The 24,512-nt window shown below is 67.1% G+C and carries 21 protein-coding genes; 15 read left to right on the top strand and 6 right to left on the bottom strand.

Features of this window, described 5'->3' with window-relative positions; all coding sequences use genetic code 11:
- Positions 1 to 2: 2 nt before the first annotated feature.
- Both KV110_RS26035 and KV110_RS26030 read right to left on the bottom strand, forming a co-directional pair.
- Entirely contained in the window at positions 3 to 1,808 is a 1,806-nt protein-coding gene (locus KV110_RS26035; RefSeq protein WP_218469890.1) for an AMP-dependent synthetase/ligase, read from the bottom strand.
- 194 nt (positions 1,809 to 2,002) lie between these two features.
- On the bottom strand, positions 2,003 to 3,625 hold the full coding sequence (locus tag KV110_RS26030) for a right-handed parallel beta-helix repeat-containing protein (protein WP_218469889.1): 1,623 nt from the start codon (positions 3,623 to 3,625) through the stop codon (positions 2,003 to 2,005).
- 300 nt (positions 3,626 to 3,925) lie between these two features.
- Between KV110_RS26030 and glnA the strand changes: the two genes are divergently transcribed.
- A complete protein-coding gene (glnA, locus tag KV110_RS26025; protein ID WP_218469888.1) occupies positions 3,926 to 5,362 on the top strand; it encodes a type I glutamate--ammonia ligase in 1,437 nt (478 codons plus the stop codon).
- On the opposite strand, the gene KV110_RS26020 is transcribed toward glnA, so the two are convergent.
- Both KV110_RS26020 and KV110_RS26015 read right to left on the bottom strand, forming a co-directional pair.
- The gene (locus KV110_RS26020) at positions 5,347 to 7,116 is read right to left on the bottom strand and encodes a DUF4873 domain-containing protein (RefSeq protein WP_218469887.1); all 1,770 of its coding nucleotides are present in this window, start codon (positions 7,114 to 7,116) and stop codon (positions 5,347 to 5,349) included. The two genes, glnA and KV110_RS26020, sit on opposite strands and share 16 nt — an antisense overlap.
- Positions 7,113 to 8,012 carry an AurF N-oxygenase family protein gene (locus KV110_RS26015; RefSeq protein WP_218469886.1) on the bottom strand — a complete coding sequence of 300 codons (900 nt, stop codon included), beginning with the start codon at positions 8,010 to 8,012 and terminating at the stop codon, positions 7,113 to 7,115. The genes KV110_RS26020 and KV110_RS26015 overlap by 4 nt, the downstream gene beginning before the upstream one ends.
- Before the next feature lie 99 nt (positions 8,013 to 8,111).
- Here KV110_RS26015 and KV110_RS26010 point away from each other — a divergent pair, with 99 nt between their 5' ends.
- The gene (locus KV110_RS26010) at positions 8,112 to 8,822 is read left to right on the top strand and encodes a TetR/AcrR family transcriptional regulator (RefSeq protein WP_218469885.1); all 711 of its coding nucleotides are present in this window, start codon (positions 8,112 to 8,114) and stop codon (positions 8,820 to 8,822) included.
- 65 nt (positions 8,823 to 8,887) lie between these two features.
- Positions 8,888 to 9,643, top strand: a complete 756-nt coding sequence (locus KV110_RS26005; protein WP_218469884.1) for a DUF6882 domain-containing protein — start codon at positions 8,888 to 8,890, stop codon at positions 9,641 to 9,643.
- A 16-nt stretch (positions 9,644 to 9,659) separates the two neighbouring features.
- Here KV110_RS26005 and KV110_RS26000 read toward each other — a convergent pair whose 3' ends face one another.
- On the bottom strand, positions 9,660 to 10,874 hold the full coding sequence (locus KV110_RS26000) for a DUF418 domain-containing protein (RefSeq protein WP_218469883.1): 1,215 nt from the start codon (positions 10,872 to 10,874) through the stop codon (positions 9,660 to 9,662).
- 153 nt (positions 10,875 to 11,027) lie between these two features.
- Between KV110_RS26000 and dop the strand changes: the two genes are divergently transcribed.
- The 6 genes from dop to KV110_RS25970 all read left to right on the top strand — a co-directional run bounded on the left by dop (position 11,028) and on the right by KV110_RS25970 (position 16,857).
- Positions 11,028 to 12,527, top strand: a complete 1,500-nt coding sequence (gene dop / locus KV110_RS25995) for a depupylase/deamidase Dop (protein ID WP_218469882.1) — start codon at positions 11,028 to 11,030, stop codon at positions 12,525 to 12,527.
- A 314-nt stretch (positions 12,528 to 12,841) separates the two neighbouring features.
- Positions 12,842 to 13,036, top strand: coding sequence for a ubiquitin-like protein Pup (locus tag KV110_RS25990; RefSeq protein WP_014986166.1), 195 nt, complete (start codon positions 12,842 to 12,844; stop codon positions 13,034 to 13,036).
- The gene (gene prcB / locus KV110_RS25985) at positions 13,033 to 13,893 is read left to right on the top strand and encodes a proteasome subunit beta (RefSeq protein ID WP_218469881.1); all 861 of its coding nucleotides are present in this window, start codon (positions 13,033 to 13,035) and stop codon (positions 13,891 to 13,893) included. Before KV110_RS25990 ends, prcB begins: the two co-directional genes overlap by 4 nt.
- Positions 13,890 to 14,660 carry a proteasome subunit alpha gene (prcA, locus tag KV110_RS25980; protein ID WP_218469880.1) on the top strand — a complete coding sequence of 257 codons (771 nt, stop codon included), beginning with the start codon at positions 13,890 to 13,892 and terminating at the stop codon, positions 14,658 to 14,660. Before prcB ends, prcA begins: the two co-directional genes overlap by 4 nt.
- 310 nt (positions 14,661 to 14,970) lie before the next feature.
- Positions 14,971 to 16,329: a Pup--protein ligase gene (gene pafA / locus KV110_RS25975; protein WP_186818252.1), complete on the top strand. Its 1,359-nt coding sequence runs from the start codon at positions 14,971 to 14,973 to the stop codon at positions 16,327 to 16,329.
- Positions 16,330 to 16,479: 150 nt separating this feature from the next.
- Positions 16,480 to 16,857 carry a nuclear transport factor 2 family protein gene (locus KV110_RS25970; protein ID WP_218469879.1) on the top strand — a complete coding sequence of 126 codons (378 nt, stop codon included), beginning with the start codon at positions 16,480 to 16,482 and terminating at the stop codon, positions 16,855 to 16,857.
- Here KV110_RS25970 and KV110_RS25965 read toward each other — a convergent pair.
- A complete protein-coding gene (locus KV110_RS25965; RefSeq protein ID WP_218469878.1) occupies positions 16,854 to 17,150 on the bottom strand; it encodes an MTH1187 family thiamine-binding protein in 297 nt (98 codons plus the stop codon). The genes KV110_RS25970 and KV110_RS25965 overlap by 4 nt on opposite strands.
- A 111-nt stretch (positions 17,151 to 17,261) precedes the next feature.
- On the opposite strand from KV110_RS25965, the gene KV110_RS25960 reads away from it, so the two are divergent.
- From KV110_RS25960 to KV110_RS25935, 6 genes are all read left to right on the top strand, one after another.
- Positions 17,262 to 18,257 carry a helix-turn-helix transcriptional regulator gene (locus tag KV110_RS25960; protein ID WP_218469877.1) on the top strand — a complete coding sequence of 332 codons (996 nt, stop codon included), beginning with the start codon at positions 17,262 to 17,264 and terminating at the stop codon, positions 18,255 to 18,257.
- A complete protein-coding gene (locus KV110_RS25955) occupies positions 18,254 to 19,228 on the top strand; it encodes a helix-turn-helix transcriptional regulator (protein WP_218469876.1) in 975 nt (324 codons plus the stop codon). Before KV110_RS25960 ends, KV110_RS25955 begins: the two co-directional genes overlap by 4 nt.
- A gap of 49 nt (positions 19,229 to 19,277) precedes the next feature.
- Positions 19,278 to 20,303: a 2-dehydropantoate 2-reductase gene (locus tag KV110_RS25950; RefSeq protein WP_246633981.1), complete on the top strand. Its 1,026-nt coding sequence runs from the start codon at positions 19,278 to 19,280 to the stop codon at positions 20,301 to 20,303.
- A 113-nt stretch (positions 20,304 to 20,416) separates the two neighbouring features.
- Positions 20,417 to 20,683 carry a Sec-independent protein translocase subunit TatA gene (tatA, locus tag KV110_RS25945; protein ID WP_218469875.1) on the top strand — a complete coding sequence of 89 codons (267 nt, stop codon included), beginning with the start codon at positions 20,417 to 20,419 and terminating at the stop codon, positions 20,681 to 20,683.
- A 97-nt stretch (positions 20,684 to 20,780) separates the two neighbouring features.
- Positions 20,781 to 21,734, top strand: coding sequence for a twin-arginine translocase subunit TatC (tatC, locus tag KV110_RS25940; protein WP_218469874.1), 954 nt, complete (start codon positions 20,781 to 20,783; stop codon positions 21,732 to 21,734).
- Between the two features lie 2 nt (positions 21,735 to 21,736).
- Positions 21,737 to 24,439, top strand: coding sequence for a DEAD/DEAH box helicase (locus tag KV110_RS25935; RefSeq protein WP_218469873.1), 2,703 nt, complete (start codon positions 21,737 to 21,739; stop codon positions 24,437 to 24,439).
- Positions 24,440 to 24,512: the final 73 nt, after the last annotated feature.

Genomic DNA, 24,512 nt, shown 5'->3' with positions numbered 1-24,512 from the left:
ATTCAGGTCGAGTACAAGGCTTCGATCGTATCCGTGTAGCTGCTGGAAATGGGCTTGCGCTTGAGTTTGCCAGTCGCGGTCAGGTAGTCGCTGCCGTTCTCCCATACCTCTGGGAGCACGATGTACTTCCTGATCTGCTCGACCCTGGACAGTTTGCTGTTGGCCGCGGCGATGCCCTGCTCGACCACCCTCAGGATCTCCGGGTCCTTCGCCAGCTCGGCGACGGTGGTCCCCGGCAGGTTGTGCCGCTGCGCGTAGGCGGCGGCCAGGTCGGGATCGAGCAGCAGCAGCGCGGTGTTGAACGGTCGCTGCTCGCCGATGACGACCACCGTGCTGATCAGCGAGCAGTTGTCGGTGACCGTGTTCTCGATGTTGGCGGGCGACATGTTCTTTCCCGTCGCGTTGATGATGAGCTCTTTTTTGCGGTCGATGATCGACAGGTAGCCGTCACTGTCGATGGTGCCGATGTCGCCGGTGTGCAGCCAGCCGTCGGCGTCGATCGTCTCCGCGGTCTTTTCCGGGTCGCCGCGGTAGCCGCGCATCACCATCTTGCCGCGGATCAGCACTTCACCGTCGTCGCCGAGCTTGACCTCGGCGCCGGGCAGCGGGGTGCCGACCGTGCCGATCTTGACCCGGTCCGGGCCGTTGAGCGTCGCGCCCGCGGTACATTCGCTCATCCCGTAGCCCTCACACAGCGGCAGGCCGAGCCCGAGGAAGAACTCGTGCACCTCCGGCGGGATCGCGATCGAGCCGGTGACCGCGACCCGGACCTTGTCCAGGCCGAGACCCTGCCGAATCGTCGCCAGCACAAGGCGATCCGCCAGCCGGTGCTGGAATCGGTCGATCGCGCCGAGGGGGCGCGCGTCGGAGGCGGCGCGGGCCCGCTTGCGGCCGACGCCGATCGCCCAGTGGATCAGGCGGCGCTTGATCGGGGACTCGTTGGCGAACCGTTCCTCCAGTGCGCCTTTGACTTTCACCCACACTCGGGGGACGCCGAGGAACACGCTCGGATGCACCTCGGCCAGCGCCGCGGCGACCTGTTTGAAATCGGGGACGGTGGTGATCTGACAGCCCTCGAGCATGGTCAGATAGTGCGCGAACCAGCGGTTGGCGGCGTGTGCGTCGGGCAGGTAGGAGATCACCCGGTCGTCCGGCCCGCCACCGCCGAATTGCTCTAGGACGCGGGCGTTTTCGATGAAGTTGGTGTGGGTGAGCTCGACGCCCTTTGGCGGGCCGGTGGTGCCGGAGGTGTAGACGATGGTGAGCAGATCTTCGGGCCGTACCTTGCGCCAGGTGGCGTCGAAATCGAACCCGTCCGCCTGGGCCTGCTCGACGTCGGCCAGTGCGATGGTGCCGTCGGGCGCCTCGTCCACGCAGATCACGTGCTGGACGTGAATGCCCTGCTCGGCGGCCTTGGCCACGGCTTCCAGGATCTTCGGGGCGAACTGGCGCTCGCAGATCACCGCCTTGTTGCCCGAGTTGCCGAACTGATAGGTCAGCAGGTCGACCGGGTTGGTGTTGTACACCGAGAACGGCGTGGCGCCCGCGTGCAGCACCGCGGTGTCGCAGAGGTGGAACTCCGGCCGGTTGGTCAGCATCAGCGCGACCGTGTCGCCGGGCTGGATACCAAGCGCGGCGAGGCCGGTGGCGATGGACCGGACCCGCTGGCCGTATTCCCGCCAGGTGATCGAGACGGCGCCGCCGAGGGTGCGCAGCGCGACCGCGTCGGGGTACTTCGCGACGTTCGATTGGAACGCCGCACATAACGTGTCCGGGCGGAGCTCCGCCGGGACTGTCGATGAAACCAAGACCTAACCTCTGCTAGCGAAGGGCTGAGGCCATGCCGGTCGCCGTGGGGGACGCGGATGACCTCATCGTCACCTATCAGCAGAACGCATGAGCGAGTGTGTGCGCTAGCGGCAAACGCGCAGAGTGTGGCGCACGGCATTGTGCACTTGACCAAATTCGCGCCTCCTGGGTCACTCGTGCACCGCGGTGCCGGTCAGCGACAGGTGGGCCAGGATCCCGAATGTTCGACCGGTAGGTTCGGCGCCGCGAGCGCGGTCTCGGTGGTGGGGGCGAAACAGTTGTTTCCGGCGCTGCCGAGGCGGCCGCCGCCGAAGTCGATGACCGAGCCGGCGCCAAGGTTGCCGCCACTCTGGGTGAGCACGACGTCGCCGCCGAATCGGGAGCGCTCGACCTTGCCGGTGAGCGCGGCCAGGTCGCCGACGGTGTGCACGTGCAGGTCGGCGATGGCGGCATCGGCGACGGTGGTGTCGGCGATGTCGAAGCTCATGGTCGCCTTCGCCGGGGCGGGGCCGCCGGGGGAGTAGGCGTAGATGCCGATGCCGTCGGCGCTGCACTGACTGAGATGGGCATTGCGCAGGGTCAGCGCGGTGGTGTTGTCGCGGCCGAAGCTGGCGGAGAACAGGCAGCTGCCGAGGTTGCCGGGCACCACCGGATTCAACACCGCGGCGAGGAAGCTGGACCGGGCGGCGGTAAGGCCGTCGATGGTCATGCGGTGGCTGGCGCCCTCGGCACTCAGATTGAGGTTCTCCACGATATCGCCTGGGACATCGATGAATTCGCTGTTGGTAAGGGTTACTTCGCTGTCCGGCGTGCCGTTGCTGGTGACGAATTCGATTCCGTTGGCGGAGAAGTGGCCGCCACCGTGCCGATAACTGTTGCGGTCGATAGTGATTCGCATACGGGCGCGGTCGGCGGCATTGACGAAAATGCCCTCGCTGTCGGCGGCGGCGTTGAGTGGGTCGTTCGCCGGAATGGCGATATTGCGCTGGGTGTTGCCGCGCAATGTGGCGGTGAGCGAGGAGGTTCCGGTGCTCTGCATGCCCACGGCGAGGACGGAGAGTTTCGCGATGCCCTGATTGATGTTCTCGGTCAGGTTGTCGGTGATAGTGGCGGTGGCTTGCGCCGCGCCGGTGGTGCGGACATCGATGCCGTCACCACATGCGGTGTCGCGCACAGTATTGCGTTCGATGACGAGGGTATGTGCGCCCGCATCGGAGTCGATCATGATGCCCGCCCAGCCGTTGTTCAGCGCGATCACGTTCGGGGCCGCCGGGAGCGACGTGCCGAACGGGACGCCGAGCATCGGCGGGAACGGCTGGACGAGGAAGCCGTCGTGGCAGGCGCGGTTGCTGGCGGCGACCGTGTTACCCGCGAGGACCGCCGCGCCGACATTGCGGCCGTAGATGCCGCCGCGCTGAGCGCTGGTGATGGTGAGATCGCGGACTTCGGTCTTCGGTGCCAGGCGGACCGCGTCACCGTCGTTGGCGGTGGTCGTGTTGGCCACAGCCGGAACACTTCCGGGAGTCTGGCGGCCGAGCAGGCGCTGGCCCGGTTTGAGGGCGATGCCGCCGTCCAGCGGTGGTGTGCCGACGGGCGCGGCGAGGACGACGATCGTGTCACCGTCATTCGAAGCCTGCTGGACGCCCTGCAAGGTGTTGAAAGGTGCTGTTTCCGAACCGTTTCCGCCCGCTGGGGCCACCGCGCTCACGTACCAGGTCTGTCTAGGGTCGGCGGACGCGTACATCGGAGCCGTGCCGACGGCGAGCGCGCAGCACAGCGCGCCCACCACGGCCAACCGCGGCGAAGACAATTTCATGGCGACCTTCCGGATCGAGCCGGCGGTGCCGCGCACCACCGTGTGGTCCAGCCCACCCCATGCGCCTGGCGCGTGGTATCGGCAGAATGCCGAAGCTCACGGCGGTTCTTTGTGCCGTTGCCCGGAGTGAACGCGCAGGACACGCCGAACCGTGGTCGGGCCACCGCGATTCACCTCCGGCGCCGAGCGCGGCGTCGTATGGTGGATTCGGCGAGCCGGACCTGCCACGCCCGCTCGGGCGCGCCGCGGGATGCGCCCGCCTCGCCGATCCGCGGATGCCGCGAGTGCGAGGAGTGAGTCGTGTTGAAGCCGACTACCGAGGGAGTTCTGGAGTACATCTGCGCCGAGGAAGTCACCTACGTCGACATCCGATTCTGTGACGTTCCCGGTGTGCAGCAGCACTTCTCGATCCCTGCCCAGTCCTTCGGCGCCGATCTGGTGGAGAACGGGATCGCGTTCGACGGCTCGTCGGTGCGCGGGTTCCAGTCGATCCACGAGTCGGACATGCTGCTGTTCCCCGACCTCGATACGGCGCAACTGGATCCGTTCCGTGCGGCGAAGACGCTGAACATGAACTGCTTCGTGCACGACCCGCACACGCACGAGGCATACAGTCGCGATCCACGCAATGTCGCGCGCAAGGCCGAGGATTATCTGCGCAGCACCGGCATCGCGGACACCGCGTACTTCGGTCCGGAGGCCGAGTTCTATATCTTCGACGCCGTCCGCTACGACACCAGCATGAACGGCGCCTTCTACGAGGTGGATTCGGGATCGGCGAGCTGGAACACCGGCACCAAATACAACCCGGATGGCAGCCTCAACCGCGGCTACAAGGTTCGCCCCAAGGGCGGCTACTTTCCGGTCGCACCGTATGACGCCGACGTCGACCTGCGTGACCGGATGTGCACCAATTTGCAGAACGCGGGCTTCGAACTGGAGAAGGGGCACCACGAGGTCGGCACGGCGGGCCAAGCCGAGATCAACTACAAGTTCAACACTTTGCTCTCCGCCGCGGACGACCTGCAGCTGTACAAATACATCATCAAGAACACCGCCTGGGCCGAAGGCAAGACCGTCACCTTCATGCCGAAGCCGCTCTTCGGCGACAACGGTTCCGGCATGCACGTGCACCAATCTCTGTGGAAGAACGGCGATCCACTGTTCTACGACGAGGTGGGCTACGCGGGACTTTCCGACCTGGCGCGGCACTACATCGGCGGGCTGCTGCGGCACGCGCCGTCGCTGCTCGCCTTCACCAACCCGACCGTGAACTCCTACAAGCGCCTTGTTCCCGGCTACGAGGCGCCGGTCAACCTCGTCTACAGTCAGCGCAATCGATCAGCGGCGGTCCGCATCCCGGTCACCGGAACCAGTCCGAAGGCGAAGCGGCTGGAATTCCGCTGCCCCGACTCCTCCGGCAACCCATACCTCTCCTTCGCCGCCATGCTGATGGCAGGCATCGACGGCATCCGCCGCAAGATCGAACCCGCCGCCCCCATCGACAAAGACCTCTACGAGCTGAGCCCCGAAGAATCCGCCGAGGTAACCCAAACCCCGCCCAGCCTCGCCAGCGTCATCGACCGCCTGGAGGCCGATCACGACTACCTCACCGAAGGCAACGTCTTCACCGACGATCTTCTGGAAACCTGGATTCGCCTCAAGCGCGACACCGAAATCGCCGAGATAAACGTCCGCCCGCACCCCTTCGAATTCGAGCTCTACTTCGACGTGTAGGCCGGTTCCAGGGGATAGGGCGGCTCGCCGATGCCGACGATACGCAGATTGCCCCAGGGGTCGCGTTCCTGGAGGCGGCCCGCGGTGGGGTAGCAACCCGGGAGGGTCAGGAATACTTCGGCGCGGCCGGGGTCGGGCAGCTCGGTGCCGGTGGTGGGGGTGATGCGGCCGTACCAGTGGTAGCGGCCGTCGGTGGGGTCGGCGTGGCCGCTGAGGGTGACGGTCACCGGGAGCAGTGCGCCGGGGGCGTCGAGGGTGGCGGGGCCCGAATATTCGTGGGCTGGTTCGCGGTCCGCGGGGACGGTGAGGTCGTAGTGGCCGGGGTCGAGATGGCGCATGGTGCGCCAGTAGGAGACGCTGGAGCCGGGCCAGGCGGCGCGGTTGAGGCCGTGCTCATCGAGATACCAGCTGTTGCAGCCGCCCGAGTTCCAGACGGTGCCAGCCAGTTTCGCTTGGGTGCGGCGGTTGAATTCGTGCTGGGTGGCGGCGCGCACTTCGATGCGAGTGCTGGAGGTCTTGCGGTGCAGCTCGACGCACTGGCGGATGTAGCGGGCCTGCGCCTCGATCATGAACACGATGGATTGGTGTCCGCCACCGGAATTCGGGCCGACGATGAGGAACAGGTTGGGGAAGCCGTGTACCGCGACGCCGAGGAAACCCTCCATCCCATTGCGCCACGCGTCTTGCAGAGCAAGGCCGTTGGCGCCGACGATGTGCTGGTCGGCGAACCGGTCGGAGATCTTGAAACCGGTGCCGTAGACGATCGCGTCGAACGCCTCGGCGGACCCGTCCACGGTGGCGACACCGGTCTCGGTGAGGCCCGCGATGGGCGTGGTCACCAGATCGACATTGTCGCGCTGTAGCGCGGGATAGAAGTTGTTGGACACCAGGATTCGCTTACAGCCCAGCCGGTAGTCCGGGGTGAGCCGTTCGCGCAGTTCCGGGTCGCTGACCTGGCGGCGCAGATGGCCACGGGCGACCTTTTCCACCTGACGCATCAGTTCCGGATTCATGAACGCGGGGATCAACGACTCGTAGCCCCAATAGATCGCCCACCGGTAGAGCCGTTGCGAGCCGGGCAGATACCGGAACATTCGGTGCTCCAGCGCCGACAGCGGACGGTCCGGTTTCGGCACGATCCAGTGCGGGGTGCGCTGGTACACGGTTACCTGCGCGGCTTCCTTGGCGATTTGCGGCACGAACTGCACCGCGCTGGCGCCGGTTCCGATGACAGCGATGCGCTTTCCGCTGACGTCGAAGTCGTGATCCCACTCCGCTGAGTGGAAGCTCGTGCCGCGGAACGTGTCTCGACCAGGAAAAGCCGGAATCGAGGGTTCGTGCAGCGGGCCGGGCGCCATCACGACCAGCCGCGGCCGCAAGTGCCGCCCGTCCGCGAGGCCGACATCCCAGCGATCGTCCGCGTCGTCGAAGTCGAGCGAAACCACCTCCGAACGCAACCGGATGTGCCCGCGCAGGTCGTACTTGTCGACGGTGCGGCGCAGGTAGTCCAGAATCTCCGGCTGGCGGGCGAACATCCGCGTCCACCGCTTGTTCGGCTCGAACGAGTACGAATACATCAGCGACATCACGTCGCAGCCCGCGCCGGGATAGGTGTTCTCCCGCCAGGTGCCACCGATCTCGTCGGCCTTCTCCAGCACGACGAAATCGTCGATACCCGCCTTGCGCAGCTCGATGGCCATGCCGAGGCCACCGAAACCCGCACCGACAATGACGATTTCGGGTTCGAGGGTCATGCGAGCAGTCCCCGCCGCCGCCAGATCCACTCGCCGATCGGCCCGATGAGACCCTGCTTCTGCAGGAACACGCCGAGATTCGCGGCGCCGATGCCCAGTGCCTTCTTGGCGTCCGGGTTGTTGGTCGCGATCCGCCGGGCGGCGCGCCCGTCCAAACCGGCGCGGGTGTACATGTGCCGGTTGGTCAGCAGGTAGACGAACAGCGGGGCGGCGATCGCGACACACAGTCTGGTGTAGGCGAGTTCGGCCCGCGACATGGTGGGCACCCGCCGGGCCAGCGCGTCACGGGCGAAACCGATATGGCGCGCCTCCTCGGTGACGTGAATGCGCATCGCCCGAGAAACCAAGGGCTGCAACTCCGGGTCGTCCAGGGTGCGCCGCTGGATCGCGTCGAAAATCTCCTCGCCGACCAGCGCGCCGACCCAGGTCATGGAGCCGCGCAAGAAGAGCGGCAGCACGCCGATCACCAGTCTGCCCGTGCGGCGCGGCCAGTACGGACGCGCCTCGATGCGATCGATCAGCTTGCCGAACATCATCATGTGCCTGCACTCGTCACCCATTTCGACGAGGGTGTAGTGCGAATGCCGGGTGGTCGGGTCGTCGGCCAGCAGTTCGCGCAGCAGCAGCCGGTTGAGCAGGTTCTCGAACCAGATGCCGACGGACAGGACGTTCGCCAGTTCCTGCCGGGACAGTTCGCGGCGCTGCTGCGGGGTCATCGACTCCCACAGGTCGGTGCCGTACAGCGAAACGACCTCCGCGGGGAGGAAGAGTTTGTCCGGGTCGAGCGGTGCGTCCCAGTCCATGTCGACCACCGGGTCGTAGGACTTCTTGACCGATCCGGTCAGCAGGCGCTGCGCGAAGGACTCTTGCGGGATCAGTGCGGCGTCGTTGCCCATGACTGCTCTCCAACATGTCGACTAACCGATACAAGCTGTCACAGTCAGATTAGTGAGACAGGGTGTCGCAGTCAACCGTTGTGCGAGTATCGTGATTCTGTGACCACGACCAGCGGAAACCTCGAGCCTCCCGCCACCGACGGCCGTGCCACCCGCTGGATCGGCCACAAGGCACAGCGTCGCGCCGACGTGATCGACGCCGCGATCACCGTCATCGAGGAGCACGGCGTCGAGGTGTCGGTGCAGCAGATCGCCGACCAGCTGAAGCTGCCCCGCCCAGTCGTGTACCGCCACTTCGACGGCCGCACCGACCTCGACGAGCAGATCCGGCGCCAGATCCTGGAATCCCTGCTGGCGCAGATCATGCCGACGCTGCATCCCGACGGCACCGTCCGCGATGCCGTGCGCGGCGCCGTCGGCACCTACGTCCGATGGGTCGAGCGCCACCCGAACCTGCACCGCTTCATCGGCGGTGCCGCGCCCCAGGGCGATTCATCGCTGGCCGGTGCCAGGGACCGCATCGGCGGCCGGCTGGCCGACCTGTTCGCCATCTGGTTGTCCCGCTTCGGCATCGACCCCGGACGCGCCCGGCCGATGGCCTTCGGCATCATCGGCTTCGTCGACGGCGTGGTGAACAGCTGGCGCGCCGACCCGGCCACCACGCTCTCCTCCGACCAGGTCGAAGGCATCCTCACCGAATCGGTCCTCGCGCTCTTCGAGGGCAATGCCCGCAGCCTCGGCGTTCCCCTGGAGCGCGACGTGATCGTCGGCGATCTGCTGGCCCGTCCGGAAGCACTGCGCGTCAAGTAATTCGACTACTCGACAGCCGCGCGTCGGGTAGCCGGCCGTGCGCGAGCGTTGACTACGCTATGCCGGTGTCCGAACCTGTGCCCTTGACGAGGCTGCTCGACGACGCGGGGTTGCTGTCGCTCGAGCACCGCCTACACGTCGAAGAAGTGCTGGGTACGCACCGGTGGCAGGCCGACATGGAGGAGCGTCGGCTCGAATTCATCGGTGCCGAGCACACATTCGTGTGCACGGACTTTCACCTACTTGGCACGGCCGACGCCGAGTCGTGGCTGTGGGCCTGGGCGAATCCCTGGGGCTTCGCGCCGCCGCTGATCGCGGTCGCGCAGATGGTGCGCGAGTTCGGCTTCCGCTACGGCGTCGCCGAATTGTCCGTCGCGGAGCTACCCGTCGCGCTCGGGCGCGCCGCACCGGAACCGCATCAGGTGGCGGGCCTGCTGGCGGACGCCGCGAAAGTGATTTCCGGGCATTGGAGTTCGTACTGCGGTGTCACCGACGGCACCTGCGTGGCGTTCCTGGTCGAACATCCGGCCTTTCTGCTACCACCGCCTACCGCGGCAGGCCTTGCCCGGGTTCTCGCGCATGGCATCAACGCATTGCCGCTGGCCGACCATCGACGCGCCGTGCAGAGCTATTTGAGCAGGCGGGGCCTGGTCACCGGGTTCCTCGAGGACTATCGGCTGCTCGAATTCAGCGGTTCGGGCGTGGCGGGGGCGGTCGAGTTCGACGATGACGGGCAGGTCGCGAACCTCGATGTCGGTATGGTCATCGATCGCATCGAACTCCCGGCGGAGACGAAAGCGCAATCGGCGAACTCTCTTTGAGCGAGGGCGCGGCGAATCAGGCCTTTTCGCGGGCCAGTGCCTGGTAGCTCCGATGCCAAGCCCACTCGACCGGACCACGCTCGAACCGCCGCAACCACAGGTGCGCGCCGGTCACGATGATCAGCGAGACCAACAGGTACATGCCGACGGTGAACGGCACCCGCGCGTCGGCGGAGAAGCGGGCGGCGAGGCCGAAACCCCAGCCGTAGCAGAAGATCGACGCCACCAGGTTCTGCAAGATATAGCAGCTGAGCGCGGTGCGCCCGACCTCGGTGAGCCTGCGGCCGAGGAACCCCACGTGCGACTTGCGCAGATAGAACTCGGCGACCAGGGCGAGAATGCCGAGGGCGACGAAGGGCGCGGTGCCGTAACGGGTGAACAGGAACAGGTCACCGCCACCCGCGACGCCCGCGACGAGGTCGATCGGCGCCGCGACGCCGAAGCCGATGAGCATCAGCCACTTACGGATCCGCGCGCCCTCGGGCCGGAAGACACCGGCCCGGAACAGCCTGGCACCGAGCAGGAACAGCGCGACCGACATGGCGAACACGAAGATCGTCTCCACCCGGAACGGGGCCGCGTTCTGCACGCGGAACACCACGAGATCCCAGAACGACCCATCCGCAAAGGGATTCGGGTCGAGCGGTGGGCGTGGCTTCGAATTCTGCTGCGGCGCGAACACCATCGCGAGCGCGATGGCAGTCAGCACCGCGACGTGGATGCCCGCCATCACGATCATCCAACGACGTTGCGCGCGGTCACTTGTCGCGAGGACGAAGGCGACGACCAAGCCGGTGACCGCGTACCCCATCAACACATCGAACTCCGCGATGAACACGAAATTCAGCAGACCGTCCAGCAGCAGCAACCCGGCGCGAATCGGATACTTGCCGGGCCAGCGCCGCCCGCCGCGCTGGGCCGAGGCCTGCTGGATCGCCAATCCGATGCCGAACATGACGGTGAGTAGGCCGAGGAACTTGCCCTGCGCCAACTGCTGCAACACCCGCTCGGCCCACATCCAGCCGGTTGCCGGTCCGTTCAGTTCATCGATGTAGCCGATGATTCCCTCGCGGTTGGTCATGATCCAGATGTTGGTGCCGAGGGTCCCGAGAATCGCGATACCGCGCAGCACATCCAGCGCGATCACGCGCGAGCGTCCGCCCGGGGCCGCCCCCTTCACGGCCCCGGGCCGCTCCGCGGCGGCGCGCGTCTCGGCAATTGATTCGGTCATGTCTCGACTATCGCGTGTGGCCGCACTCGGGCAGATCCTCCGGAAGTACCACTGCGGTATGAGATCGACGTCCACACCGGCTCGGCGTCCGTCGCGCGGCCCGGCGCAGGCTGCGGACGGACTTCGTCCGGCGGTGCCCGTTAGGCTCGACCTATGCAGCGCATCATCGGAATCGAGGTCGAGTACGGCATTTCGACCCCAACCGAGCCGTCGGCCAACCCGATCCTCACCTCAACGCAGGCCGTCCTCGCCTACGCCGCCGCCGAGGGTGTGCCGCGCGCGAAACGCACCCGCTGGGACTACGAGGTGGAGTCGCCGCTGCGCGACGCGCGCGGTTTCGACCTGAGCCGGATGAACGGCCCCGCGCCCGTGATCGATGCCGACGAGGTCGGCGCGGCCAACATGATCCTCACCAATGGCGCCCGCCTGTACGTCGACCACGCCCACCCCGAGTACTCCGCCCCCGAGGTCACCGATCCGCTGGACGCGGTGATCTGGGACAAGGCGGGGGAGCGGGTGATGGAGGCCGCCGCGCGGCACGCGTCGAGTGTGCCCGGCGCCCCGCGGCTGCAGCTGTACAAGAACAACGTCGACGGCAAGGGCGCCTCCTACGGCACCCACGAGAACTACCTGATGAGCCGCGACACCCCGTTCAACCAGATCATCCTCGGCCTCACGCCGTTCTTCGTGTCACGCCAGGTGATCACCGGTTCCGGCCGGGTCGGCATCGGCCAGTCCGGCGACCACGCCGGGTTCCAGCTGTCCCAGCGCGCCGACTACATCGAGGTCGAGGTCGGGCTGGAGACCACCCTCAAGCGCGGCATCATCAACACCCGCGACGAGCCGCACGCCGACGCGGACAAATACCGCAGGCTGCACGTCATCATCGGCGACGCCAACCTGGCCGAGATGTCCACCTACCTCAAGGTAGGCACCACAGCGCTGGTGCTCGACCTGATCGAGGCGGGCGAGGACCTGTCCGACCTGCAGCTGGCCCGCCCGGTCACCGCCGTGCACACGATCAGCCACGACCCGACGCTGCGCGCCACCGTCGCGCTCACCGACGGCCGTGAGCTGACCGGCCTGGCACTGCAGCGGATGTACCTGGACCGGGTGATCAAGTTCGTTGACCGCACCGGCAACGACGACAAGCGCGTCGCGGACATCATCGAGAACTGGGCCATGGTGCTCGACCTGCTCGAGCGCGACCCGATGGAGTGCGCGAGCCTGCTCGACTGGCCGGCCAAGCTGCGCCTGCTCGAGGGCATGCGCCAGCGTGAGGGGCTGAGCTGGGCGGCGCCCAAGCTGCACCTGATGGACCTGCAGTACTCCGACGTGCGCCTGGACAAGGGCCTGTACAACCGCCTGGTCGCCCGCGGCTCGATGAAGCGGCTCGTCAGCGAGCAGCAGGTGCTCGACGCGATGACCAACCCGCCCACCGACACTCGCGCCTACTTCCGCGGGGAATGCCTGCGTCGGTTCGGCGCCGATATCGCGGCGGCGAGCTGGGATTCGGTGATCTTCGATCTTGGCGGCGATTCGCTGGTCCGGATCCCGACGCTGGAGCCGCGCCGGGGGACAAAGGCGCACGTCGGCAAGCTGCTGGACGGCGTGACCTCGGCCGCCGATCTTGTGGAACAGCTCACAACCTAGCGACGTCCGTCACAGCTCGGCCACCACGCGCGAGGCTTTCGAGCGCCGTTCGTGGCCCGGCTCGCGTCCGAGTGGCCGCAGCGCAAGCGACGAAGTCGCAAGTCGCGGCCGCTCGGACGCGAGCCATAAAGGGGCCGCGAACACGCAGCGCCGTAGGCGCTGCAGATCTCAACACAGTCCACATCGGCACGGAATACCTCATCGGGTCGGTTCGGCTGGGTAGTGTTGAAGAACGAGCACGGACATTGCTCATGATCGGGGCCGTGCTCAGAATTGAGCTCCGGTCATGATGAGGACAGAGGAGGTCGGCTGCCATGGCACAAGAGCAGACCAAGCGCGCCGGGGGCGGCGACGAGGATGAGGGTCCGGACGGCGTAGACGCCGCCGGTCAGGAGCGCCGCGAAAAGCTGGCGGAGGAGACCGACGACCTGCTCGACGAGATCGATGATGTGCTCGAGGAGAACGCCGAAGACTTCGTCCGTGCGTACGTTCAGAAAGGCGGCCAGTGACAGTAGGTGACCCCTCGCGTCTCCACTTGGGGTACGCCCTCTCGTCCTTCTCCGAATATCTCCGCATGCACGCTCCGGACATGTTGCCCGGCAACAAGTTCGGACCGATTGATGGCGCGGGTTTGAGCGCCACCAGTGCTAAGGATGTCGCGCCGCATGGCACCACCATCGTCGCGATCAGCTACCGCGGCGGCGTGCTCATCGCGGGTGACCGGCGGGCCACTCAGGGAAACCTGTTGGCCAGCAGGGACATCGAGAAGGTCTACATCACCGACAGCTACTCCGCGGCGGGCATCGCAGGCACCGCGGGTATGGCCGTCGAGATGGTGCGGATCTTCGCGGTGGAGCTGGAGCATTACGAGAAGCTCGAGGGCGTGCCACTGACCTTCGACGGTAAGTCCAACAAGCTGTCGAAGATGGTGCGCGAGAACTTGCCCGCGGCCCTGCAGGGTCTGGCGGTGGTGCCGATTCTGGTCGGTTACGACCTGAATGCCACCGATCCGGACAAGGTCGGCCGCATCGTGTCGTATGACGTAGTGGGTGGACGCAGCGAGGAGCGGTTCGGTTACGCCGCGGTGGGATCGGGTTCGGTCTTCGCCAAGGGATCGCTGAAGAAGCTGTACAGCAAGGGAATCGATCAGGAGCGCGCGTTGCGCGTCGCCGTCGAGTCGCTGTTCGACGCGGCCGACGACGACACCGCGACGGGCGGCCCCGATCTGCTGCGCGGGATCTACCCGACGGCGATCGTGATCGATGAGGAAGGTGCGGTCGAGGTGACCGAGGACCGGCTCGAGGCGATCGCCCGTGGGATCGTCGCCGATCGCGAGGCGGCCGAGGAAGGGAGTGCCCGCGCATGACACTGCCGTACTACGCGTCGGCCGAGCAGATCATGCGCGACAAGACCGAGCTCGCCCGCAAGGGCATCGGTCGAGGTCGCAGCGTCGTGGTTCTGGTGTACGACAAGGGTGTGCTGTTCGTCGCGGAGAACCCGTCCGCGACGCTGCACAAGGTGAGTGAGCTCTACGACCGGGTCGGGTTCGCCGCGGTCGGCAAGTACAACGAGTTCGAGAATCTGCGCCGCAGCGGGATCCTGCAGGCCGACATTCGCGGTTACCAGTACGACCGCCGCGACGTGACCGGCCGTGCACTGGCCAACGCCTACGCCCAGGTGCTCGGTTCGATCTTCACCGATCAGCTCAAGCCCTACGAGGTGGAGATCTGTGTGGCGGAGGTGGGCTACCCGGAGCAGCAGCCGACGTCGGTGCTGTACCGGATCACCTTCGACGGGTCCATCGTGGACGAGCGCGAATACGTGGTGATGGGCGGCACGACCGAGCCGATCCTCACCGCGCTGAAGGCGTCCTACCGGCCGGGCCTGGATCTGGCCGCCGCGATCAAGGTCGCGGTGGAGGCGCTGCAGGCGGGCGTCCCCGAGGGCGCGGAGAAGGAAAAGCGGGTGCTCGGCGTCAGCTCGCTCGAGGTCGCCGCGCTGGAGCAGGCGCGGCCGCGACGGGCCTTCCGGCGGGTCACCAACTCCGCGCTGGAGCAGTTGCTGAGCCCGGCCAAGAAGGGCAAGGCCAAGGCCGCGGAACCCGCAGCGGAGGAAACTCCGGAGGCGGAGTAACCATCATCGAGAAGTCCGGGCCCGGATAGGGGCGTGCTACGGCCGCCCGTATCCGGGCCCGAACTCTGTCCGCCGCGAGCACCCGTGGCACCGGGCGCACCGGATCGGACACGTTGATCAGGGTCGACAAGAATTTCCGCGGCTTCGTCGATGGTCCCGCCTGCCCGTCGCGTCGGGGGTGAAATGGTGTCCAGGGGTGGCGGGAGCTGCAGGGAATAGGGCAAACCGGGCCGAATCGTTGTGAAGACGTATGCGTTCTCGTTGTCCGCAGCCCCACGCGCTTGCATGACATGGCTGTAATGTCGATGGTGTGCAGCGACGAATCATGGGAATCGAGACCGAGTTCGGTGTGACATGCACCTTCCACGGTCACCGTCGGCTGTCCCCCGACGAGGTGGCCCGGTATCTGTTCCGCCGGGTGGTGTCCTGGGGCCGTAGCTCGAACGTGTTCCTCCGCAACGGTGCTCGGCTCTACCTCGATGTCGGGTCGCACCCGGAGTACGCGACCGCCGAATGCGACAGCCTGCACCAATTGGTGACCCACGACCGAGCGGGCGAGCGGGTCCTCGAAGAGCTGCTGATCGACGCCGAGCAGCGCCTCGCCGAAGAAGGCATCGGCGGCGACATCTACCTGTTCAAGAACAATACCGACTCCGCGGGCAACTCCTACGGCTGCCACGAGAACTTCCTCGTGGTCCGGGCCGGGGAATTCTCCAGGATTTCCGATGTGCTGCTGCCGTTCCTGGTGACCCGTCAGCTGATCTGCGGTGCGGGCAAGATCCTGCAGACGCCGAAGGCGGCCACCTTCTGCCTGTCGCAGCGCGCCGAGCACATCTGGGAGGGCGTCTCGTCCGCGACCACGCGTTCCCGGCCGATCATCAACACCCGCGACGAGCCGCACGCGGACGCGGAGAAGTACCGCCGCCTACACGTCATCGTCGGCGACTCGAACATGGCCGAGCCGACCACCATGCTCAAGGTGGGCACCGCCGCGCTGGTGCTGGAGATGATCGAGGCGGGCGTCTCGTTCCGGGACTTCGCCCTTGACAATCCGATTCGTGCCATTCGCGAGGTCAGTCACGATTTGACCGGTCGTCGTCCGGTGCGTCTCGCCGGTGGCAGGCAGGCCAGCGCCCTCGACATCCAGCGCGAGTACTACGCCCGCGCCGTCGAACACCTGCGCAACCGGGACCGGGATCCACAGATCGACCAGGTCGTCGACCTGTGGGGCCGCACCCTGGACGCGGTGGAGGCACAGGACTTCGCCAAGGTCGACACCGAAATCGACTGGGTGATCAAGCGCAAGCTGTTCCAGCGCTACCAGGACCGCTACAGCATGGAGCTGTCCGACCCGAAAATCGCCCAGCTCGACCTCGCCTACCACGACATCAAGCGCGGCCGCGGCGTCTTCGACCTGCTGCAGCGCAAGGGCTTGGCCAAGCGGATCACCGAGGACGAGGCCGTGGACGCCGCGGTCGACACCCCGCCGCAGACCACCAGGGCCAAGCTGCGCGGCGACTTCATCACCGCCGCCCAGGAGGCCGGTCGCGACTTCACCGTCGACTGGGTGCACCTGAAGCTGAACGACCAGGCGCAGCGCACGGTCCTGTGCAAGGACCCGTTCCGCTCGGTCGACGAGCGCGTGGATCGTCTCATCGCCTCCATGTAGAACGGGGCGACCGGACCCGGGGACCGTTCGGGTATCGGTCGCCGTCGGGTTCGACTCGCCGCTCGGTCGTATTACCGGATACGGTACGCGCTTATAGCGCCCTGAACTGCACGGATGTCGATTCCCGAGTCTTTGCCTACCGTGGAACGTATGGCTGATACAGAACTCCTGAACGAGCTGCTAGGCCTCGAGCGTGCGGGCTGGGACTCGCTGTGCAAGAGCGCGGGCGCCGACTTCTACGGCTCCATGATGACCGGCGACGCGGTGATGGTCCTCGCCCATGGCATGGTGCTGGACCGCGCCGAAGTCATTGCCTCCCTCAACGATTCACCGCCGTGGCGGACCTACGAGATCCGCGACCCGCGCGTGATAGACGCCGGAGTGGACAGCAAGATCCTCGTCTACACCGGCGTCGCCTACCGCGAGGGCGATAAGCCTGCTTTCCGCGGGCTCATGTCGAGTGTCTACGTGCGCGCGGGCGGCGAATGGAAACTGGTGCTCTACCAGCAGACGCCTATCCCGGACTAACCCTCGGCGAGATACCGCTCGACCGACTCGACCTTCGACGTCATCGCATCGGTGACGCCGGGACGGATGTCGGCCTTCAACACCAGGCTGCACCGCGGCGCGACCGCGAGGATCGCGTCGGTGGCCTGCTTGACGACGCCCATCACCTCGTCCCATTCGCCCTCGAGGGTGGTGAACATGGCGTCGGTCCGGTTCGGCAGCCCACTGGCGCGGACCACTCGGACGGCCTCGGCCACGGCGCGACCGACGTCGACACCGGCGCCGAGCGGACTCACGGAGAAAGCGATGATCATGTGTTCCATAGTGCCGTCCGGGCGGCCGTCATCCGGTGCCGACGCACATGTGATCGAATGAATCGCGCGCCGACGCGCACGCGCGGTGCGCGGCCCATTACCCTCTATCGGGTGGCGATATCCAAGGTCGAGCGGCTGATGAATCTGGTCATCGCGCTGCTGTCGACCCGGCAGTTCCTGACCGCGGAGCGGATCCGGGACAGCGTCGCCGGATACGAGGATTCCGCCAGCGACGAGGCGTTCAGCCGAATGTTCGAGCGGGACAAGAACGAACTACGTGACCTGGGCATACCCCTGGAGATCGGGCCGGTCGGCCGGTACTCGACGGTGGAGGGCTACCGGATCAACCGGGACGCCTACGAGCTGCCCGAGATAGATCTGACCGACGAGGAAGCCGCCGCCGTCGCGGTCGCCGTGCAGATGTGGGAATCGCCGGAACTGGCCGCCGCCGCGGAGGGCGCGCTGCTCAAATTGCGCGCCGCGGGCATTCACGTGGAGACCGACGCCGCGGTGGCCTCGGTGCCCGCGGTGCCCGCGCGCACCCGTGGCTCGGAACCGGTGCTCGGCAAGCTGCTCGCCGCGATCGACGCGGGCCAGGCGGTGCGGTTCGAGCATCGTGGCGCGATCAACGCGCCGTATCTGATGCGCGACGTGGAGCCGTGGGGTGTGGTGACCCACCATGGTCGCTGGTATCTCGTCGGGCACGATCGGGACCGGGACGCGGTGCGCAGCTTCCGGTTGTCCAGGATCGGCGACGACGTGACGCCGTACGGCCCCGAGAACGCGGTGAGCAAACCGGACGGTATCGACCTTCGCTCGATCGTCGACCACGTCACCAGCTCGGCGCCGGTCAGTGGCACCGCAACGGTGTGGGTGGCCGAGGGACGCGGGCGAGAACTCCGCAGAATCGGCCAGGTGACCGGCGAACGCACCATCGGCGGCCGGGCCGGCGCCGTGGTGGAGCTGCCGGTTCGCTCTCGGGACTGGATAGCCAGGCTGATCACCGGCCTCGGCCCGGACGCGGTGGTGCTCGCGCCGGAAGAACTGCGCAATGATGTCGTCGCCCGGCTGCGCTCGGTTTTCGATCGCACGGAGGTCAGGGCGTGACTTCTCGGCTTTCCGTTCGACTTTCGCGGCTGCTCAACATGATTCCGTACTTCATCGCTCACCCCGGCATCAGCGCCGCCGAGGCCGCCGCCGACCTCGGCGTGACCACCAAGCAGCTGATGAGCGATCTGAACCAGCTGTGGATGTGCGGCCTGCCCGGCTACGGGCCCGGCGACCTGATCGACCTGTCGTTCTCCGAGGAGAGCATCGAGGTCACCTTCTCCGCGGGCATCGACCGTCCGCTGCGGCTGACCTCCACCGAGGCGACCGCGCTGCTGGTCGCGCTGCGGTCGATCGTGGACATGCCGGGCATGGTCGATCCGACCGCGGCGCACGCGGCCATCGCCAAGATCGAATCGGCGATTGTCGGCGGTTCCGGCGCCGAGCTCGACGGCGCCCGCACCCCGCCGACCGAGGCGCCCGCCGTCGCCACGGTGCGCTCCGCACTGGCCAGGCAGCGCGCATTGCGACTGGTCTACTACTCGGCGAGCCGCGATGTCGTCACCGAACGCGTCGTCGACCCGATCCGGATCGTGCTCGTGGACAACAACAGCTACCTGCAAGCCTGGTGCAGGCAGGCCGAGGGCGTCCGCCTGTTCCGGTTCGACCGGATCGAGGCGGCCACCGAGCTCGACGAACCGGCCAGGCCGCCGAGCCACGCCACCGAAGAGTCCGCCGCGCTCGACCTGTTTCAGGATGATCCCGCGGTTCCGTTGGCGCGCTTGCGGATTCACGGCGACTACGCGTGGGTGCTCGATCAGTACCCGATGCATCGGCTCGCGGTGCACCCCGACGGCAGCCTGGAGGCGACCATGCGGTTCGCCACCCTGGACTGGATGGCGCGGCTGCTGCTCGGCTTCGGCTCGGGCGTCACGGTCCTCGGACCGCCGGAACTGGTCGCCGCGGTGCGCGAGCGCTCCAATGCGGCGCTGGCCGCCTACGCGGCAGCGGGATTCGAGGAAGCGGTATGACGGATACCGCCCACCCGACGGTGGGCCGATCAGCGGAAGTCGAGCCGACGTGACACACCGCGTGATGGTGATCGGTGCGGGCAGTATCGGCATCTTCGTCGGCGGCAAGCTGGCCGTGGCCGGTGCGGACGTCACCTTCGTCGGCAGGCCGCGGCTGCTCGACGAGATCACCGAGTCCGGCGTGCGGCTCACCGACCTCGACGGCGGTGACGACGCGCTGCCTGTCGGGCGATTCCGGGTGGCCACCGAACCGGACGATATCGGCTCGGCCGATCTGGTGCTGGTCACCGTGAAATCGGCGGCGACCGCCGAGTCGGTGCGCGAGCTCACCGGCAAGATCCGCCCCGGCACGGTGGTGCTGAGCCTGCAGAACGGCATCGGCAACGACACCGTCATCCGGGAGATCCTGCCGCACTGCGTGGTGCTGGCGGGCATGGTGCTGTTCAACGTCGTGCACCACCCGGGCGGCCGGTTCCACCGGGGCACCGAGGGCGGGCTGGCCGTCCAGGACGATCCGGCGCTCGCACCGTTCCTCGGCGTCTTCCAGCAGGCCGGACTCGCGCTGCGTCGCTACCCCGACCTGCGCCCCGTGCAGTGGGCCAAGCTGCTGCTGAACCTGAACAACCCGATCAACGCGCTGTCGGGGCGACCGCTGCGCGAGCAACTGGCCGATCGCAACTATCGACGCTGCCTGGCACTGACCCAGCGGGAAGCGCTCACGGTGATGAACAGGGCGCGAATTGCCCCCGCCCGGCTGACCCCGCTGCCGCCCGCCGTGATGGCCAGATTGCTGACCGTCCCCGACGGGGTTTTCCGCCGTGTCTTCGGCCGGGTGCTCGCCATCGATCCGATGGCCCGCTCGTCCATGGCGGACGATCTCGAGCTCGGTCGCAAGACCGAAATCTCTTGGCTCTGTGGCGAAATCGTCGGTCTCGGGGCGATGGTCGGCCTGCCGACACCGGTGAATCAGCGACTGATCGAGTTGATCGTGGCCGCCGAGCAGGGTGACCGGCGCACCTGGACCGGTGCGGAACTGCTCGAACAACTGCGCGCCGCCCACGCGAGCGGCCGCTGAGCAAGCGCGCGCGGCTCGGCTGAACGCCGGGCCAACGAGGCCGGATGGTGGCGTTGGCGCACGTCACCCTCCGGTAGCATCAGAACCATCACCAGTCTTGGGAGGTAAAAATCATGGGCAGTCTGAGCATCTGGCACTGGCTGATCATTGCGGTCGTTTTCGTGATGTTCTTCGGTGCCAAGCGGATGCCCGACGCGGCCCGCAGCCTGGGTCGGTCGCTGCGCATCTTCAAGAGCGAGGTCAGCCAGATGCAGAACGAGGGCAAGGAGTCCACCGACGCGTCGGCCCCGGCTCAGCAGCCCGCGGCGCAGCTGCCGCCCGCGCAGCAGGTGACCCCGTCGGTCACCGAGCAGCCCCAGACGCAGCCGAAGACGCTCTGAGCGGAATCTCGCGTCCGGAGTGAGCCGAAACTCACTCCGGGCATAGTGCTGTTGCCGAGCTGAGCGAGGCACTCCAACCCAGGGGCAATCACCAACCATGCGAATCCCGTTCGATCCCCGGCGCAGCAAGCGCAGGACCAACCCCGACGGCACGATGTCGTTGGTCGAGCATCTGCAGGAACTGCGCTACCGGTTGCTGGTCTCGATCGCCGCGGTCCTGCTCACCACGGTGCTGGGGTTCATCTGGTACGAGTACGGGTTCCTCGGCATCAAGAGCCTCGGCGATATCCTGCGCGGTCCCTACTGTTCGCTGCCGGACTCGTCGCGCGCCTCGATCAGTCCCGACGGGTCGTGCAAACTGCTGGCCACCGCGCCGTTCGAGCAGTTCACGTTGCGTTTGAAGGTCGGCATGACCGCGGGCATCGTGCTCGCCGCGCCGGTGTGGCTCTATCAACTGTGGGCGTTCATCACACCGGGTCTGTACGCGAAGGAGCGTAAGTACGCGGTCAGCTTCGTCTCGGCCGGAACCGTGCTGTTCGCGACCGGCGCCGCACTGGCCTACATCGTTGTCGCCCATGCATTGAGCTTCCTGCTCACGATCGGCAACAACGTCCAGATCACCGCGCTCAGCGGTTCGCAGTATTTCGGCTTCATCATTCAGCTGCTGGTCATCTTCGGCGTGAGCTTCGAAACCCCGCTGCTGATCATCGGATTGAACCTCATCGGGGTGCTCACCTACGCGCGGCTCAAGGCGTGGCGGCGCGGAATCACCTTCGGGCTCTTCGTCTTCGCGGCCATCGTCACCCCGCAGGACCCGTTCTCGATGCTCGCGCTGGCGTTCGCGCTGACGGTGCTCTTCGAGGTCGCGATCCAGTTCGCCCGGCTCAACGACAGGCGTAAGGCGCGCAAGGAAGCCGAGAGCATGGCCGCGCTGTCCGACGAAGAGGCGTCCCCGCTGACCGGGCCCGACCCGATCGACCCGGCCGACTCGATCATGACACCCCCGGATAAATCCGCACGCTCGATGTCGGACTACTCCGATACCCTCTGACGGTGACACATCACCGGTCGCATACGGGCGAGCTTGCGAAGTTTTCCACCGAGCTGAAATTCAGCCTGGATCCTTTTCAGCGCACCGCCTGTGCGGCACTCGAAGAGGGGCACAGCGTCCTGGTTTGTGCGCCGACCGGTGCGGGCAAGACCGTTGTCGGCGAGTTCGCCGTGCACCTGGCGCTCGCCGCGGGCGGCAAATGCTTCTACACCACGCCGATCAAGGCGCTGTCGAACCAGAAGTTTGCCGATCTGACCGAGCGCTACGGCCGGGACAGTGTCGGCCTGCTCACCGGTGATCAGTCGATCAACCCCGGCGCGCCCGTTGTGGTGATGACCACCGAGGTGTTGCGCAACATGCTCTACGCGTCGTCCGACGCATTGCGCGGGTTGTCCTTCGTGGTGATGGACGAGGTGCACTACCTCGCCGACCGGTTCCGCGGCGCGGTGTGGGAGGAAGTGATCCTGCACCTACCGCCGGACGTGCGGCTGGTCAGCCTATCGGCGACGGTCAGCAATGCCGAGGAGTTCGGCGCCTGGATGGAAACCGTGCGCGGCGACACCGCGGTGGTGGTGGACGAGACCAGGCCGGTGCCGCTGTGGCAGCACGTCATGGTCGGCCGGCGGATGTTCGACCTGTTCGACACCGACTCCACCGACCAGAAGGTGCTCGTCGACGAGGACCTGGTGCGGTTCATCCGGCAGCGTGAGGCCGCCGACCGGGCGAGCAGCTGGGGTGGCCCGCGCAACGGCCGCGGTGGCCCGCGACGCGACTTCCGTCCGTTGCCGCGTCCCGAGGTGCTGGCGAAGCTGGACGAGGAAGGCCTGCTACCCGCGATCACCTTCATCTTCAGTCGCGCGGGCTGCGACGGTGCGCTGGCGCAGTGCCTGCGTTCCCGGCTCGACCTGAGTCGCGAGGACGACCGCGAACAAATCGACGCCATCATCGAGAAGCACACCGGCGATCTGCCCAAGGCGGACCTGGAGGTGCTCGGCTACTGGGAGTGGCGCGAGGCGCTGCACCGCGGTCTGGCCGCGCACCACGCGGGCATGCTGCCCGCCTTCCGGCATACCGTCGAGGAACTGTTCGTCAAGGGTCTGGTGCGGGCCGTATTCGCTACGGAGACACTGGCTCTCGGCATCAACATGCCCGCGCGCACGGTGGTGCTGGAGCGGCTGGTCAAGTACAACGGTGAGTCGCACGCCGAGCTCACACCCGGCGAATACACCCAGCTGACCGGTCGTGCCGGACGGCGCGGCATCGATGTCGAGGGACACGCGGTGGTGCTGTGGCAGCCCGAGGTGGACACCAGCGCGGTCGCCGGTTTGGCGTCCACCAGGACCTATCCGCTGCGCAGCTCTTTCAAGCCCGGCTACAACATGTCGATCAACCTGATCGACCGGATGGGCGCCGACGAATCGCGGGCGCTGCTGGAGCGGTCGTTCGCGCAGTTCCAGGCCGACCGCTCGGTGGTCGGGCTGGTTCGCGGCATCGAACGCAACGAGGCCGCGCTGCGCAAGCTGCGTGATCAGCTCGGCGGCACCGATGGCGACTTCCTGGAATACATTTCCCTGCGCGAACGGATCAAGCAGCGGGAACGGCAGCTCGAACAGCAGGGCCGGTCCGACCGGCGCGGCGTCGCGGTCGCCGCGCTGACGGCGTTGCGCCGCGGTGACGTGGTGGCGATTCCGTCCGGGCGGCGCGCCGGGCTCGCGGTCATCCTGGAACCCGACGCGACGCCGGGCGATCCGCGGCCGCTGGTGCTCACCGAGGACAAATGGGCAGGCCGGGTGTCGGTGGCCGACTTCCCGGTGCCCGCGGAACCGTTGGGGCACATGCGGTTGCCGCGCCGGGTGGACCACCGCACCGCGCAGACCCGCCGCGATCTGGCCTCGGCACTGCGCAGCACCGGGATCTCGGCGCCGGGCCGACCCCGGCGCGGGAAGCGGGCCTCGGCCGCCGACGACCGGGAACTGTCCACGTTGCGCCGCAGCCTGCGTTCGCATCCGGCGCACACCCGCGCGGACCGGGAGCAGATGGCCCGCGTCGGCGAGCGCTACAACCGGCTGCTCCGGGAAACCGAGACCATGCGCCAGAAGGTTGCCGCCACCACGAACTCGCTGGCCCGCACCTTCGATCGGATCCTCGGGCTGCTGGAGGAGCGCGGGTTCGTGCACGAGTCCGAGGTGACGGCGGACGGGCGCAGGCTCGCCCGGATCTATTCGGAAAGCGATCTGCTGGTCGCCGAATGCCTGCGCCAGGGGCTGTGGCGCGGGCTCGGACCGGCCGAATTGGCCGGGGTCGTGTCGATTCTGGTCTTCGAATCCCGCCAGGACGGTGGATATCTCGGCGTATCCGGTCCGACGGCGCCGATCCGACGGGCGGTCGGCGAGACCATCCGGGTGTGGACCGAACTGCGTTCCGACGAGGCGCGGCACAAGCTCCCGCCCACCAGGGAGCCGGATCTCGGCTTCGTCACCGGCGTCCACAAATGGGCCCGCGGCGACGGGTTGGCCGAGTCGTTGCTCGCCAGCGGTGACCAGGCCGCGCCGCTGTCCGCGGGCGATTTCGTGCGCTGGTGCAGGCAGGTGATCGACTTGCTCGATCAGATCCACGGCACCGCCGACGATCCGGAGGTCGCCTCGACCGCCGCGAAGGCGGTGCGGGCGATCCGGCGGGGTGTCGTCGCGGTGGACGCCGCTTAGCGGATTCGATTGTGATTTGATTTCTTTCGCGTACCGACCGTGGCGGAGGAATCGCATGAGTGAGCGCAGCGAA

Source organism: Nocardia iowensis, from assembly GCF_019222765.1.
Taxonomy (GTDB): Bacteria; Actinomycetota; Actinomycetes; order Mycobacteriales; family Mycobacteriaceae; genus Nocardia; species Nocardia iowensis.
Note: the sequence above shows the minus strand (reverse complement) of the source record. Positions and strands in the feature narration are given on the sequence as shown.

What these genes read in the sequence shown, in the direction of transcription:
- KV110_RS26030 (WP_218469889.1), bottom strand. Translation starts at nt 3,625, where the DNA reads ATGAAATTGTCTTCGCCGCGGTTGGCCGTGGTGGGCGCGCTGTGCTGC.
- KV110_RS26020 (WP_218469887.1), bottom strand. Translation starts at nt 7,116, where the DNA reads ATGACCCTCGAACCCGAAATCGTCATTGTCGGTGCGGGTTTCGGTGGC.
- KV110_RS26015 (WP_218469886.1), bottom strand. Translation starts at nt 8,012, where the DNA reads ATGGGCAACGACGCCGCACTGATCCCGCAAGAGTCCTTCGCGCAGCGC.
- KV110_RS26000 (WP_218469883.1), bottom strand. Translation starts at nt 10,874, where the DNA reads ATGACCGAATCAATTGCCGAGACGCGCGCCGCCGCGGAGCGGCCCGGG.
- dop (WP_218469882.1), top strand. Translation starts at nt 11,028, where the DNA reads ATGCAGCGCATCATCGGAATCGAGGTCGAGTACGGCATTTCGACCCCA.
- KV110_RS25990 (WP_014986166.1), top strand. Translation starts at nt 12,842, where the DNA reads ATGGCACAAGAGCAGACCAAGCGCGCCGGGGGCGGCGACGAGGATGAG.
- prcA (WP_218469880.1), top strand. Translation starts at nt 13,890, where the DNA reads ATGACACTGCCGTACTACGCGTCGGCCGAGCAGATCATGCGCGACAAG.
- KV110_RS25970 (WP_218469879.1), top strand. Translation starts at nt 16,480, where the DNA reads ATGGCTGATACAGAACTCCTGAACGAGCTGCTAGGCCTCGAGCGTGCG.
- KV110_RS25965 (WP_218469878.1), bottom strand. Translation starts at nt 17,150, where the DNA reads ATGATCATCGCTTTCTCCGTGAGTCCGCTCGGCGCCGGTGTCGACGTC.
- tatA (WP_218469875.1), top strand. Translation starts at nt 20,417, where the DNA reads ATGGGCAGTCTGAGCATCTGGCACTGGCTGATCATTGCGGTCGTTTTC.
- tatC (WP_218469874.1), top strand. Translation starts at nt 20,781, where the DNA reads ATGCGAATCCCGTTCGATCCCCGGCGCAGCAAGCGCAGGACCAACCCC.